Source organism: Mycolicibacter heraklionensis (assembly GCF_001021505.1).
Taxonomy (GTDB): Bacteria; Actinomycetota; Actinomycetes; order Mycobacteriales; family Mycobacteriaceae; genus Mycobacterium; species Mycobacterium heraklionense.
In genome coordinates, this window is record NZ_LDPO01000026.1 from 13,558 (window position 1) to 27,404 (window position 13,847).

General features: G+C 67.7%; 14 protein-coding genes. 7 read left to right on the forward strand and 7 right to left on the reverse strand.

All coding sequences use genetic code 11. The features are described from left to right. Nucleotides 1–19: 19 nt before the first annotated feature. Together ABW16_RS21150 and ABW16_RS21155 are read left to right on the forward strand one after the other, a co-directional pair. On the forward strand, nt 20–319 hold the full coding sequence (locus tag ABW16_RS21150; protein ID WP_047321165.1) for a GlsB/YeaQ/YmgE family stress response membrane protein: 300 nt from the start codon (nt 20–22) through the stop codon (nt 317–319). A 9-nt stretch (nt 320–328) separates the two neighbouring features. Beyond that, the gene (locus tag ABW16_RS21155) at nt 329–610 is read left to right on the forward strand and encodes a hypothetical protein (RefSeq protein ID WP_047321199.1); all 282 of its coding nucleotides are present in this window, start codon (nt 329–331) and stop codon (nt 608–610) included. Nucleotides 611–649: 39 nt separating this feature from the next. Here ABW16_RS21155 and ABW16_RS21160 read toward each other — a convergent pair whose 3' ends face one another. From ABW16_RS21160 to ABW16_RS21175, 4 genes are all read right to left on the reverse strand, one after another. Further along, nucleotides 650–1,591 carry a PE-PPE domain-containing protein gene (locus ABW16_RS21160; RefSeq protein WP_047321166.1) on the reverse strand — a complete coding sequence of 314 codons (942 nt, stop codon included), beginning with the start codon at nt 1,589–1,591 and terminating at the stop codon, nt 650–652. A 214-nt stretch (nt 1,592–1,805) separates the two neighbouring features. Beyond that, nucleotides 1,806–2,801 (reverse strand): PE-PPE domain-containing protein, encoded by a 996-nt coding sequence (locus ABW16_RS21165; protein WP_233424838.1) that lies wholly within the window; start codon nt 2,799–2,801, stop codon nt 1,806–1,808. 69 nt (nt 2,802–2,870) lie between these two features. Further along, complete coding sequence (locus tag ABW16_RS21170) at nt 2,871–3,182, reverse strand: DUF732 domain-containing protein (RefSeq protein ID WP_047321168.1); 312 nt, start codon at nt 3,180–3,182, stop codon at nt 2,871–2,873. A gap of 251 nt (nt 3,183–3,433) precedes the next feature. Beyond that, nucleotides 3,434–3,724, reverse strand: a complete 291-nt coding sequence (locus tag ABW16_RS21175) for a WhiB family transcriptional regulator (protein ID WP_047321169.1) — start codon at nt 3,722–3,724, stop codon at nt 3,434–3,436. Nucleotides 3,725–3,979: 255 nt separating this feature from the next. On the opposite strand from ABW16_RS21175, the gene ABW16_RS21180 reads away from it, so the two are divergent. Continuing rightward, a complete protein-coding gene (locus ABW16_RS21180; protein WP_047321170.1) occupies nt 3,980–4,768 on the forward strand; it encodes a hypothetical protein in 789 nt (262 codons plus the stop codon). Here the strand turns inward: ABW16_RS21180 and ABW16_RS21185 are convergent, their stop codons facing one another. After that, nucleotides 4,769–5,173 carry a DUF5319 domain-containing protein gene (locus tag ABW16_RS21185; RefSeq protein WP_024440345.1) on the reverse strand — a complete coding sequence of 135 codons (405 nt, stop codon included), beginning with the start codon at nt 5,171–5,173 and terminating at the stop codon, nt 4,769–4,771. Between the two features lie 189 nt (nt 5,174–5,362). Between ABW16_RS21185 and guaB the strand changes: the two genes are divergently transcribed. Genes guaB through ABW16_RS21200 form a run of 3 tightly spaced genes read left to right on the forward strand, consistent with a single transcriptional unit; the run spans nt 5,363 to nt 9,903 of the window. Then, nucleotides 5,363–6,895: an IMP dehydrogenase gene (guaB, locus tag ABW16_RS21190; RefSeq protein ID WP_047321171.1), complete on the forward strand. Its 1,533-nt coding sequence runs from the start codon at nt 5,363–5,365 to the stop codon at nt 6,893–6,895. 56 nt (nt 6,896–6,951) lie between these two features. Next, nucleotides 6,952–8,100: a GuaB3 family IMP dehydrogenase-related protein gene (locus ABW16_RS21195; protein ID WP_047321172.1), complete on the forward strand. Its 1,149-nt coding sequence runs from the start codon at nt 6,952–6,954 to the stop codon at nt 8,098–8,100. Nucleotides 8,101–8,160: 60 nt separating this feature from the next. Beyond that, a complete protein-coding gene (locus tag ABW16_RS21200; protein ID WP_047321173.1) occupies nt 8,161–9,903 on the forward strand; it encodes a GMC oxidoreductase in 1,743 nt (580 codons plus the stop codon). Between the two features lie 14 nt (nt 9,904–9,917). On the opposite strand, the gene ABW16_RS21205 is transcribed toward ABW16_RS21200, so the two are convergent. Continuing rightward, complete coding sequence (locus ABW16_RS21205) at nt 9,918–10,811, reverse strand: TauD/TfdA dioxygenase family protein (RefSeq protein ID WP_047321174.1); 894 nt, start codon at nt 10,809–10,811, stop codon at nt 9,918–9,920. Nucleotides 10,812–10,875: 64 nt separating this feature from the next. On the opposite strand from ABW16_RS21205, the gene ABW16_RS21210 reads away from it, so the two are divergent. Beyond that, a complete protein-coding gene (locus tag ABW16_RS21210; protein ID WP_047321175.1) occupies nt 10,876–11,445 on the forward strand; it encodes a TetR/AcrR family transcriptional regulator in 570 nt (189 codons plus the stop codon). Between the two features lie 39 nt (nt 11,446–11,484). On the opposite strand, the gene ABW16_RS21215 is transcribed toward ABW16_RS21210, so the two are convergent. Continuing rightward, nucleotides 11,485–13,845 carry a glycoside hydrolase family 65 protein gene (locus ABW16_RS21215; RefSeq protein WP_047321176.1) on the reverse strand — a complete coding sequence of 787 codons (2,361 nt, stop codon included), beginning with the start codon at nt 13,843–13,845 and terminating at the stop codon, nt 11,485–11,487. Nucleotides 13,846–13,847 lie beyond the last annotated feature (2 nt).

Consider the following 13,847-nt stretch of genomic DNA (forward strand, 5'->3'; position numbering starts at 1 on the left):
TGTTGAAAAGGAGATCACCATGGACGCAGTGGCGGCCACCGAATTCCTGGCTCGTTCCACAACGTTGACCAGTGTCGGGTGGATCGGCTATATCGTGATCGGTGCGATTGCCGGCTGGATCGCGGGTATCGCCATGAAGACCAAATATGGCCTGCTCGCCGACGTGGTCGTGGGTGTCGTTGGAGCGTTGATCGGCGGGTTCCTGCTCAGCTTCGTCGTCGACACGGCCAGCGGCGGCTGGTGGTTTACCTTGTTCACCGCAATTTTGGGTGCGATCATCCTGCTCTGGCTGCTGCGCCTGTTCGGTCGCGAGGCGTAAGGAGTGACGATGATGAAAAACGTTGCGTTCGTCGCCGTTGCGCTGGGGGTGCTGATTTCCAGCGGTTGCTCGGCCTCGCAAGTGATCAACACCGGCGGCGACACGAAGTGCAAGGACTTCGTCGACCAGGACGAGAAGAAGCAGGACGACGAAATCACCAAGATGCTCAAAGACCAAAGCGGTGCAGAACCGTCGAACCTGGAGATCTCGGCGACTCGGCTGTCGGTATCGACCTACTGCAAGACGCTGGGAAAGCCGGAGAGCAAGATATCTGAGGCGCCGCACGGCTAACGGCACGGCGCAGTTCGAGCCGGATAAGACCGGCTGAGCTCAGTACGAGTTGGTGAACAGCAGCACCAGCGAGTCCCACAAGCTCTGGAACGGATCACTGTTGGCGACCCCGTGCTCGAGCAGCGCGCTGAGCCAGGCATCGAAGCCGTTGATGTCATCGTCGTTGATGTTCACGTAGGTCAGCATGCCATCGACCGTGGTGGTGGCGTCGGCGATCTGCTCCGGGGTCAGTCCCAGGTACTCCACGTGCGGGCCGAAGATGTTCAGCAGCGCGCCCCACAGGCCGTTCGCGGCGTAGGAGTCCACGAAGTTGGCCACCGGGTCGGTGGGCAGGCTGTAAATGGTGGTGGGGTACAGGTCATTCGGCGTAGAGCTGCCGATGCTCGCGTCCATACCCGTAAAACTGAGCACAAAATCCGTGAACTGGGTGCCTAGCGTCGCATCCATGGCCGATTCCAGATGCTGCCAGACACCGTCGGGGGCGGAGGGGTCGCCAATGAATACGAAATGCAGTGCATCGGTGGGGATCCCGTACGCCGCGAGTTGGGCCATGGCTATCGACTCGGCGGTGGCGCTCTGTGAATATCCGAAGATCGTCAGCGGGTGGTCGGCGTCGAAAGCGCCGGGGTTGGCGTTGAATTCGTTCTCCACGGCGAGGACGACGGCTGTTGCGTCGGCGAGGCTGCTCTGCTGGAACAGCTCGGGTGTGGTCAGCACCTGCAGTGGGGCGCTGCACGGGTCGGTGTCGTCCATGTGGCAGACCATCGAGTCGGTGGAACCACCGTTGAAGCCCAGCGCGTTCAGATAAAGATCTTCGGCGGACCGTGCGTACTCCGGCGACGGCGTCGGCTGGCCGGTCCCGCCGAGGATCAGCGCGGTTTGGCTGCCCGCCAGCGGACCGGTGGTGGCCAGCAGTGCCGCCTCGGCGAGCAGAGACCCGGCGGGTTGGATGATCGCTGCGCCGGACGCAGCGAGGATCATGCTGACTGCGGCCAGTCGCCCGCCAGCCTTAGACCCACTGCCCCTGGGCAGTATTACCTGAGCCATGAGAACCCCCCGGTTGTGTATGGCACATGAATATCACATTCTCATTTTTGAAGTCTAGAGTTCTCGTGGCCGCCGACGGCCGCCCCCCGGAGTGGCGCTGCCGCGCACAAAGTGTTGGAGAAAACCGTCGACGCCACCGTGGGGGCGGTCAGAAGAAGTCGTTGAAAAACAGTTGTAGAGAGTCGAATACGCTCTCGAACAATCCGCTGTTGGCGACCCCGCCGCAGAAAACCGCATTGATCCAGGCGTCGAAGCCGTTGATGTCGCTGGCGGAGATGTCGACGTAGGTCAGGCTGCCGTCGACCGTGATGGTGGCGTCGGCGACCTGCTCCGGTGTCAACCCCAGATACCAGGCGTGCGGTCCCACGACGTCCAGCAGCGCTCCCCACAAGCCCTCGGAGGCGTAGACGCCGGCGAAGTTGGAGACCGGGTCGCCGGGCAGGCCGTAGATGGTGGCCGCATACAGATCATTCGGCGTCTCGACGCCCAGGACGTCGGTCATACCGAACAGGTTGAACAGATAGGCCGTCAGGCTTGGGCCGAGCAGCGCCTCCACTGCCGCTTCCAGGTGTTGCCAGATCCCGGTCGGGGTGGAGGGGTCGCCGATGAACACGAAGTGCAGCGCGTCGCTGGGAATGCCGGCCTCGGCCAGCCGGGTCATTGCGATCGACTCTGCGGTGGCGCTCTGCGAGTAGCCAAAGATCGTCAGCGGGTGCTCGGCATCGAAAGCACCTGGGTTGGCGTTGAATTGGTTCTCGACGGCCAGAACGATGGCCGACGCGGCCGTGAGACTACTGGGACCCTGCTGGATCAGTTCGGGCGTCGTCAGCACTTGCAGTGGGGCGCTGCACGGGTCGGTGCCGTCCATGTAGCAGACCATCGAGCCGGTGGAACCGCCGTTGAAACCCAATGGGTTCAGAAACAGGTTCTCGGCGGAGCGTGCGAATTCGGGCGACGGTGTCGGTTGGGTGGTTCCGCCGAGGATGAGCGCCGTTTGACTGCCCGCCAGCGGTCCGGTGGCAGACAGCAGGGTCGCTGCGGCGTGAACCGGTTGGCTGGTCGCCACACCGGCCGCGGCCGCCATCAGGCCGACGACGGCGACGTGAGCAACTGCGTTTTTGCCGGCCCTACCCTGCGATGTCATCGCATGTACGTATCACACGCTGACGCCGTGTTCGACGGTTTTGCGAGCGTTGATGGGCGCCGGGACTACTCAGAGCGTGTCGGGGCACAGGTGATGCTGCGCGGCGTTGATCAGCATGCGTCCCGTTTCGACGTCGTTCGGATTCACCTGGGCCAGCGTCTGTTCGGGCTTCTCGCCCAGCCGCAGCCGATTACAGGCCATCCAGCCGTTGGCCACCACCACGCCGTCGGGCAGCTGCTGGTCTCCCAGCGTCAGACCCGGAAACCCATGGGAACGCAGTTCATTGAGGAATCCCTCGTCGTCGGCGCTCGCGATGGGTGCGCCGATGAACCCCACGGCGAACCCTGCTGCGACGGTTCCGAATAGCAGGTGCTTTTTCACAGTGCTCTCCTTGCCCTTCTTGCCCGCGCAGCTCCGCGGGACTGCCGAAAGAGCAGCGTAATGGCGCAAGCGGCCTGTGATCGCCAGAACCGAGCGGTCCGAGCTCAACTCAGCGGCGACAACGCTGCTCTACGCAGGATCTCGTCACCGGGGGAGGCGCCGTAGTGGGCGAACAGCCCCCGGGAAACCGGGGGCTGCTCAGGTACCCACTGGGCCGCGGATGTGACGCCGCCGGCCCGGTCGGGAAGCAATCAGCCGCTGGGGCGCAGGTTGCAGCGCAGCGCGGCGTGCCGCTCGGCTTCGGACATGCCGCCCCAGATGCCATAGGGCTCACCTACCGCGAGCGCGTGCGTCCGGCACTGTTCCAGCACCGGGCAGGCGCGGCACCACTTCTTGGCGTTCTGTTCGCGCTGTGCTCGGGCGCGGCCGCGCTCTCCGTCGGGCGGGAAGAACACCGACGAGTCGACCCCCCGACACGCTCCTCGGAGCTGCCAATCCCATACGTCCGCGTTGCGGCCGGGCAACTGCTCAACCTGTGGCATGGGAACCCCTCTCAAGACGCTGTTCGGCCGATCTTGGGAATACGGCCTGCCGAGCGGTGTCTGGGTGGTGCGCGTAAAACAGCGCCGGCTGTAATTCCGGCGCCGAGGGGACGGTAACTAAACGATCTGAAGTAAAACCAACGTGATGGTTAAGAAAGGCTGGCCTAAACGGGTGGACATTCCGTGAGAGTGGATGTTATTCCGCATTCTGTGAAGTGGTTATGGCGCGGCGATACCGCGTAACGTCGCGCAGCGATGATTGAGGACCCCAAAGCAGCCCTGGCGGCTGCCGCGTTCGGGGATGAACCCGGCCGCTGGCCCCTGCCCGAAGCCACCACGCCCCGGCAGCGGTGGCTGCGCGCCGTCGCGGCCGGCGGGCAGGGGCGCTACGCCAGCGCTGCGACTGATCTGGCGGTGCTGGTGCGCGAGGTGCCGACCGGCCCGCTGGCCTCCCTGGCATACAGCACCCGGGGTTCGTTCCTGCGCCAACTCGGCGGGCACGACGCGGCTCGCGGCTTCGACGGGCGGGCGCTGGCGCTGGCCGGCGACGAGTTCGAAGCCCATGCCGATGCACTGGTCGGGTTGGCCGCCGACGCCCTGGGAGTCGGGCGTTTCGCGGCGTCGGCGGCACTGCTGGCCCGGGCCGAGCCCGAGCCGTCCGCCGCACCGCCGCGCCTGGCGGTCCGCCGGCACTGGGTGACCGCAGAATTGGCGATGGTCACCGGCGACGGAGCCACCGCGGTGCGCCATGCCGAGCAGGCGTGCGAGCTCGCGAGCGACGTCATGGTGCGCCACCGGGTGAAAAGTCAGGTGGTGCTGGCCGGCGCGCTGTGCTGCGCGGGGAACGTCGATCGAGCGCGCAACGTCGCCGAGGCCGCACTACAGGACACCGGCCGGTTGGGGCTGATCCCGCTGCGATGGGCACTGGCGTGCATGTTGGCCGATGTCGGCAGCACTACGCGGACGGCTGAAGAGCTACGCGGTCTGCGTGACGAGGCCGCCGAGCTGGTGCGCCACCGCGGCGGCAACTGGCATAGGCCCTGATCAGCGGTAGCCGTCGGCTTCCGAGGTCGCCCCGTTGAGCGACGCGTCGGCGTAGCCGCGGCAGTAATCCCACGTCACGTAGCTGTCCGGCTCCGGGTCATAGGCCGGCTCGTGCGGGCGGACGGTGCCGTCGATGAGCAGCTGCAGCAGGTTGGCGCGCAGCATGTCCCAGTCGTGGTAATGGTCCTGCTGGCAGTCGTCGCAGCACACCACCAGGCCGCGAATTCCCCGGTGTGCCAGTAAGGCTTCGTAGACCGCCAGGTCGGCGAGGTCGGCCTCGACTGCGGTCCGCTCCTGCGGGTCCAGTGGCTGGCCAGGTTCGACGGCGTCCAGCGCGGCGGACGGGTCATGCGGATCGTCGGCAAACGGGTCGGGTGGCAAACCGGGTGGCAGGTGGTCACGCACGCCCATCAGGGTACGCAGTCGCCATGACAGAACGCCAGCGGTAGGCCGCGGGACCTCGCCCGGCGACTAAGGTGGTGGCGGGCGAAAGCTTCCGCGCGCCGCGATTAGGATGGACTTCTCACCCCGGCTGCGTAGTGGAGGCTCCCGATGTCCGTTGGTGACGCCAACCCTTTGACGGTGTCCTATGCCATGGGTCCGCAAGACGATGCGGTGTACGCCGGTGGTGCGTTCGGCGGGCAGTCTCCCAAGATCGCGATGCTGGGGCTGACCTTCGACGATGTCCTGCTGCTTCCGGCAGCGTCCGACGTGGTGCCGGCCACCGCCGACACCGCGAGTCGGCTCACCCGCAACATCGCGCTCAAGGTGCCGTTGGTCAGTTCCGCGATGGACACCGTCACCGAGGCCCGAATGGCGATCGCGATGGCCCGCGCCGGCGGTATGGGCGTGCTGCACCGCAATCTGCCCGTCACCGAGCAGGCCGGCCAGGTGGAGACCGTCAAGCGATCCGAGGCCGGGATGGTCACCGACCCGGTCACCTGTACGCCGGAGAACACCCTCGCCGAGGTGGATGCGCTGTGCGCCCGCTTCCGGATCTCCGGGCTGCCGGTCGTCGACAAGAACGGCTCCCTGGTCGGGATCATCACCAACCGGGACATGCGTTTCGAGGTCGACCAGAACAAGCCGGTCGCCGAGGTGATGACCAAGGCGCCGCTGATCACCGCGCAGGAGGGTGTCTCCGCCGACGCCGCGCTGGGCCTGCTGCGCCGGCACAAGATCGAGAAGCTGCCGATCGTCGACGGCCACGGCAAGCTGACCGGGCTGATCACCGTCAAGGACTTCGTCAAGACCGAGCAGCACCCGCTGGCCACCAAGGACAGCGACGGCCGGCTGCTGGTCGGCGCTGCCGTCGGCGTCGGTGACGACGCCTGGGTGCGGGCGATGACGCTGGTAGACGCCGGGGTCGACGTGCTGATCGTGGACACCGCGCACGCCCACAACCGGGGAGTGCTGGACATGGTCGGCAAGCTCAAGGCCGAAGTGGGGGAGCGTGTCGACGTGGTCGGCGGCAACGTGGCCACCCGCAGTGGCGCCGCCGCGCTGGTCGAAGCGGGCGCCGACGCGGTGAAGGTCGGGGTGGGTCCCGGCTCGATCTGCACCACCCGGGTGGTCGCCGGGGTGGGCGCCCCGCAGATCACCGCCATCATGGAAGCCGTGGCAGTGTGCCAACCGGCCGGTGTGCCGGTGATCGCCGACGGCGGGCTGCAGTACTCCGGTGACATCGCCAAGGCGCTGGCCGCCGGCGCGTCGACCACCATGCTCGGCTCACTGTTGGCCGGCACCGCCGAGTCGCCCGGCGAGCTGATCTTCGTCAACGGCAAGCAGTTCAAGAGCTACCGCGGGATGGGTTCGCTGGGCGCCATGCAGGGCCGCGGTGGAGCCAAGTCCTACTCCAAGGACCGCTACTTCCAGGACGACGCGCTCTCCGAGGACAAGCTGGTGCCCGAGGGCATCGAGGGCCGGGTGCCGTTCCGGGGCCCGTTGAGCACGGTCATCCACCAGCTCACCGGCGGCCTGCGCGCCGCGATGGGCTACACCGGTTCGGCCACCATCGAGGCGCTGCAGCAGGCGCAGTTCGTGCGGATCACCGCCGCGGGCTTGAAGGAAAGCCACCCGCACGACATCACCATGACCGTCGAAGCGCCCAACTACTACGTGCGTTGAGCAGGCGTTCGTCCCGGCATTCTCGCGCAGCGAAACAGAAACGAGGCTGACCCGTCATGCGTGACATGGTTGAGATCGGCATGGGCCGCACCGCCCGTCGCACCTATGAACTCGACGACATCAACATCGTGCCGTCTCGGCGCACCCGCTCCTCCAAGGACGTGTCCACGGCCTGGCAGCTGGATGCCTACCGGTTCGAGATGCCGGTACTGGCACATCCCACCGACGCACTGGTCTCCCCGGAGTTCGCCATCGAGCTGGGCCGGCTCGGCGGGCTGGGTGTGCTCAACGGCGAAGGGCTGATCGGCCGGCACGCCGACGTCGAGGCCAAGATCGCCCAGGTCACCGAGGCCGCCGCCAAAGAACCCGAGCCGTCGGCGGCGATCCGGCTGCTGCAGCAGTTGCACGCCGCGCCGCTGAACCCCGAGCTGCTCGGTGCCGCGGTGGCGCGCATCAGCGAGGCCGGAGTGACCACCGCGGTGCGGGTGAGCCCGCAGAACGCCGCCGCGCTGACCCCGGCACTGGTGGCTGCCGGTGTCGACCTGCTGGTCATCCAGGGCACCATCATCTCCGCCGAGCGGGTCGCCGTGGACCGCGACGGGGCCGGGGAACCGCTCAACTTGAAGACCTTCATCTCCGAGCTGGACATCCCGGTGGTGGCCGGCGGGGTGATCGACCACCGCACCGCGCTGCACCTGATGCGGACCGGCGCGGCCGGGGTGATCGTCGGCTACGGCTCCACCTCCGGGGTGACCACCTCCGATGAGGTGCTGGGCATCTCGGTGCCGATGGCCACCGCGATCGCCGACGCGGCCGCCGCGCGCCGCGAGTACCTGGACGAGACCGGCGGGCGCTACGTGCACGTGCTGGCCGACGGTGACATCCACACCTCCGGGGATCTGGCCAAGGCGATCGCCTGCGGCGCCGACGCGGTGGTGCTGGGTACGCCGCTGGCGGCCGCCGCCGAGGCGCAGGGCGACGGCTGGTTCTGGCCGTCGGCCGCCGCCCACCCGTCCCTGCCGCGCGGTGCGCTGATGCAGGTCGCCTACGGCGAGCGCCCCGGCCTGGCGCAGGTGCTCGAGGGCCCCTCCGACGACCCGTTCGGCTCGCTGAACCTGGTTGGCGGGCTGCGTCGCTCGATGGCCAAGGCCGGTTACTGCGACCTCAAGGAGTTTCAGAAGGTCGGGCTGACCGTCGGCTCCTGACTCCAGGTAAGGGCAGCCTTTCTAGCAAGTTACTGCTGAGTACGGTCATACTTGCTGGCTATGGAGCCGGACTACGACGTTCTCATCATCGGCTCGGGTTTTGGTGGCAGCGTGAGCGCGCTGCGGCTGACCGAGAAGGGCTATCGCGTAGGCGTTTTGGAAGCGGGACGCCGATACGCCGACGAGGATTTCGCCAAGAACTCCTGGCACCTGCGCGAGTTCCTCTGGGCGCCGAAGCTGGGTTGCTACGGCATCCAGCGCATCCACCTGCTCAACAACGTCATGGTGCTGGCCGGCGCAGGGGTCGGCGGCGGGTCGCTGAACTACGCCAACACGCTCTACGTACCGCCGGAGCCGTTCTTCGCCGACAAACAGTGGGCGCACATCACCGACTGGCGCGCCGAGCTGATGCCGCACTACGACCAGGCCCAGCGGATGCTCGGTGTGGTCAAGAACCCGACATTCACCGACGCGGACCGCATCGTCAAGCAGGTCGCCGATGACATGGGGGTCGGCGACACGTTCGTGGCCACCCCGGTCGGGGTGTTCTTCGGACCGGACGGCGCCAGCGGAGCCAAGACGCCGGGCAAGACCGTCGCCGACCCGTTCTTCGGCGGCGCCGGGCCCAACCGCACCGGCTGCATCGAATGCGGTGAGTGCATGACCGGCTGTCGCTGGGGCGCCAAGAACACCCTGGTGAAGAACTACCTGTATCTGGCGGAATCGTCTGGCGCGCAGGTGCATCCGATGACCACCGTGACCGCGTTCGAGCAGGGCGGCGACGGGCTGTGGCAGGTGACGACGGTGCGCACCGGCTTGCGGGCGCGCCGGCACCGCAAGACTTTCACCGCCCGGTATCTGATCCTGGCGGCCGGCACCTACAACACCCAGCGGCTGCTGTTCAAGATGCGCGACAAAGGCAAGCTGCCCAAGCTGTCCGACAAACTGGGCGTGCTGACCCGCACCAACTCCGAATCCATCGTGGGTGCGGCGACATTGAACGTCAATCCGGACCTGAACCTGACCCACGGCGTGGCGATCACCTCCTCGATTCACCCCACCGCCGACACCCACGTCGAACCGGTCCGCTACGGCAAGGGCTCCAACGCCATGGGGCTGTTGCAGACCCTGATGACCGATGGCTCCGGCCCGCAGGGAACCGATGTGCCACGTTGGCGCCAACTGCTGGACCAGGCCCGCGAAGACCCCCGCCACATCCTGCGGTTGCTCAACCCGCGGCACTGGAGCGAGCGCACCGTGATCGCCCTGGTCATGCAGCATCTGGACAACTCGATCACCACCTTCACCAAACGCGGCAAGCTGGGCATCCGCCGCTACACCAGCAAGCAGGGTCACGGCGAGCCGAACCCGAGCTGGATCCCGGTCGGCAACGAGGTCACCCGCCGCATCGCCGCCAAGATCGACGGGGTGGCCGGCGGCACCTGGGGCGAGCTGTTCAACATCCCACTCACCGCGCACTTTCTGGGCGGGGCGGCGATCGGTGACAGCCCCGAGCACGGCGTCATCGACCCCTACCAGCGGGTGTACGGCTACCCGACTCTGGCGGTGATGGACGGCGCGGCGGTGTCGGCCAACCTCGGCGTCAACCCGTCACTGTCGATCACTGCGCAGGCCGAGCGCGCGGCGTCGCTGTGGCCCAACAAGGGCGAAGCCGATCTGCGGCCGGCCCAGGGCGAGGCCTACCGGCGCCTCGACCCGATCGCCCCGCGCGACCCGGCGGTGCCCAGCGGCGCATTCGGCGCGCTGCGCTGGCCGGACAAGCGCACCGACGCGGTCGGCTGAGTCCGCAGCGGGTGTCAGCCGGCGAGCGTTTGCAGCGGAATGCCGCTGATCACCCGGCTGGGGTTTCCGTGCACGTCGACGGGGACGTCGCCGGCCAGCGTGACTCGGTGCATCACCCGGTGCTGGTCGTCGTAGTCGGCAACAGCGCGGTGCTGGGTGGCGCGGTTGTCCCAGACAGCGACGTCGCCGGGTTCCCAGCTCCGTCGAACGGTATTCTCCGGCAAGGTGATCCGCTGCTGCAGTAGATCCAGCAGTACGCGTGACTCGTGGTCGTCGAGGCCGACGAAGCCGCGCACGAAATCACCCGCCACCAGTGTGCGTTCCCCGGTCTCCGGGTGCACCCGTACTACCGGGTGCTCGGTGCGCAGGTCGGGCATCTGGAACCGCACCGCCATGGCGCGGACCTCGTCGGGAACCGCGACGGCGCCGCCCAGGGCGTAGTCGAAACGGTTGCTGTGCAGCGCTCGCAGGTTCTCGGTGAGCCGCTTCAGCGGTTCGGGCAGTGCGTCGTAGGCGGCCGCCGTGGACGCCCAGAGGGTGGACCCGCCGTAGCTGGGCAGGGTGACCGCCCGCAGGATCGACGCCGCCGGATAGTCGGGTACGAACGTGACGTCGGTGTGCCAGCGGTTGGCCTTGGCGTACTCGGAGTCGATCGGGGTGATGAGCGGCGCGTCGTCGCGGTGCAGCGTCGGGTGGGCGACCGGGTTGCCCAGCAGCGTGGCGAACGCGTGCTGGGAGTCGTCGTCGAGGTGGTGCTGGCCCTGGAAGAACAGCACCTTGTGGCGCAGCAGCGCCTGGTGGATTTCGTCGACCATGGCCTGGTCGAGGTCACCGCCGAGGCGCACGCCGTCGACGCGGGCGCCGATGCGGCTGCCGAGCCGGGTGATGGAGAGCGGGGGAACGGTCATCGGGTTGTCCTTTCAGATCATCCGTAGTCAAGTGACTACACGATGTGTGCGCTAGTGTAGTCACATGACTACAGACTCGGCAACCGAGCGGCGGGCCGCGACCCCGGTCGGCAGGGAAGAGGTGTCTGCGGCGATCCTGGCGGCCGCCGCCGAGCTGTTCGCCGAACGCGGACCAGCCGCCACGTCGATCCGGGACATCGCTGCGCGGGCCAAGGTCAACCACGGCTTGGTGTTCCGCCATTTCGGCGCCAAGGATCGGCTGGTGGGTGCCGTGCTCGACCACCTCGGCGGCGAGCTCACCGTGCTGCTGGAGGCCGGGGCCCCCGCCGATCAGGTGGAACCGGTGGCCGACCGGCAGCTGCGGGTGATGGCCCGCGCACTGCTCGACGGCTATCCGGTGGGGCAGTTACAGAGCCGGTTTCCCGCGATCGAGCGGCTGCTGGACCAGCAGCGCTCCCGTCACGACGAGCCGACCGCCCGGCTGGCCGTCGCGAACGCCGTTGCGCTGCAACTCGGATGGTGGCTGTTCGAGCCGTTCCTGCGCTCGGCGGCCGGTCTGGAGAAGCTGACCGGCGAGGAGCTGCGTGCGGAGGTGGCCGCACAGCTGGAGCGGATCAGCGGGCCGCCAAGCTGACGGCGCCCTGCGCTGGTCGGCGAAGATGCGCTGAGGCTCCTAGCGCGCGACATCCCGGCGGTGCTTCGGTTCGCGGCCGGGCGGCTGCGTCGGGGTGGGCAGCAGCGGTTCACGCCGGCGGGCCGGCAGCGTCGTCGGCGACTGTGTGCTCAGTTCGATTTCCTCCCCGGCATGGTTGATCGTCAGCCGACCGTCGGGGCCGTCGCGCAGCGTGTAGGTGACCTCTTTGTGGTTGGCGTCTACCGTCACCCGAAAACCCCGCCAGCGCAACCGGAACCGTAGCCGTGAGATCCCGTCCGGCAGCGCGGGATCCAGTGACAGCACGCCGGCGTCGTCACGCAGGCCGCCGAACCCGGCCACCAGGGAGAGCCAGGTCCCGGCCAGCGCCGCCATATGCAGGCCGTCGCGGGTGTTGTCGTGCAGATCGCGCAGGTCGACGAACGCCGTCTCATAGGTGTAGTCGTGGGCCAACTCCAAGTGCCCCACCTCGGCGCACATCACCGCCTGGGTGCACGCCGACAGCGACGAGTCCCGCACCGTGCGCCGCTCGTAGTAGTCGACGTTGCGCGCCTTCTGCTCGTCGGTGAACGCATGGCTGCGCCACTGCATGGCCAGCAGCAGATCGGCCTGCTTGACCACCTGAGCCGGATACAGCCGCACATAGGGTTCGTTGAGCAGCAGCGGGTAGGTGTTGCGGGTGTCGAAGTCCCATTCCGCGGCCGTGGTGAAACCGTCGCACTGCGGATGCACCCCGAGTTCCTCGTCGTAGGGGATGTGCGCCGCGTCGGCCGCATGTCGCCAGCCGGCCATCTCCTCGGTGGTGACCCCCAGCTCGTGGGCGGCATCGGGGTGGCGGGCACATGCCTCGGCGGCGGTATGCAGATTGTGGGCGGCCATCAGGTTGGTGAAGACGTTGTCCCGGACGATCGCGGTGTATTCGTCGGGGCCGGTGACCCCGTACAGGTGCCACACCCCGTGCCGGTCGTGGTGTCCCAGCGACCGCCAGAGCCGCGCGGTCTCGATCAGCACCGCCAGCCCGCACTCCTGCTCCACGGTGGTGTCGCCGGTGACCACCCGGTACTGCTCGAACGCCGCCGCGATATCGGCGTTGATGTGCCAGGCCGCGGTGCCCGCCGGCCAGTACCCGGAGCACTCCTGGCCGCGGATCGTCCGCCAGGGGAAGGCCGCCCCGGACAGCCCCAGCTCGGTGGCACGCCCGCGCGCGAGATCGAGCGTGGTGGCCCGCCAGCGCAGCGCGTCGGCCGCGGCGTGCGGAGCGGTGTAGATCAGCACCGGCAGGATGAAACTCTCGCTGTCCCAGAAGGTATGGCCGTCATAACCGGTGCCGGTCAGACCCTTGCTGGGGATCGCGCGGCGTTCGGCGCGGGCACTGGCCTGCAGTAGGTGGAACAGTGCGAAGCGGACCGCCTGCTGGCAGTCCGGGTCGCCGTGGACCTCGACGTCGGCACCGTCCCAGAACTCGTCGAGGTAGGCCCGTTGGGCCTCCAGCAGCCCCTGCCAGCCGCTGTAGCGGGCGCCGGTCAGCGCAGCGATGGCCTGGTCGCGCAGCGCGGGCCGCGACCGTTCGCTGGACCACCCGTAGGCCAGGTACTTGACGATCCGCAGCTTTTGCCCGGGACGCAGGCCGCACACCACGGTGGTCGCCGCCACGTCCGGGATCGTCATGGTGTTGACCTGAACCCGGCCGGGTACGTCGACCTCGTGATCCATGGCCGCGGCCATCATCAGTTGGCTTGCGCGGGTGCGATGCACCAGCACCGCGCCGGTGTTGGTGTTCTCGCGTTCGACGGCCTCCAGCGGGTTCTCCAGGATCGCCGCAACCCGCGGGTCGTCGGAGGTCGGCGGCTGGTCCTCGTTGGCGACCAGCTCGGATTGCACTGTCACACGGACGAATTCGTCGATGGCCTCGACGACGTATTCGATGGCCGCGACACTGCGGAGAGCCAGCGACACCAGCCGGGTCGAGTGCACTTTGACCTGTTTTCCCGCCGGTGAGCGCCAGTGCACGCGGCGGGTCAGGGTGCCTGCCCGCATGTCGAGGATGCGCTCGTGGTCGATCAACTCGCCGTAGCGGACGTCCAACGGTTCGTCGTCGACCACCAGCCGGATGATCTTGCCGTTGGTCACGTCGACGACGGTCTGCCCGGCCTGCGGGTAGCCGAATCCGGACTCGGCATGCGGCAGCGGACGCACCTCGTAGAACGAGTTCAGGTAGGTGCCGGGCAGACCGTACGGTTCGCCCTCGTCGAGGTTGCCGCGCAGGCCGATGTGTCCGTTGGACAGCGCGAACAGGGACTCGGTCTGCCCGAGCAGATCCAGGTCGAGGTGGGTTTCGCGAATCTGCCACGGTTCGATCGGAAAGTAATCGTCTGCGATCATTG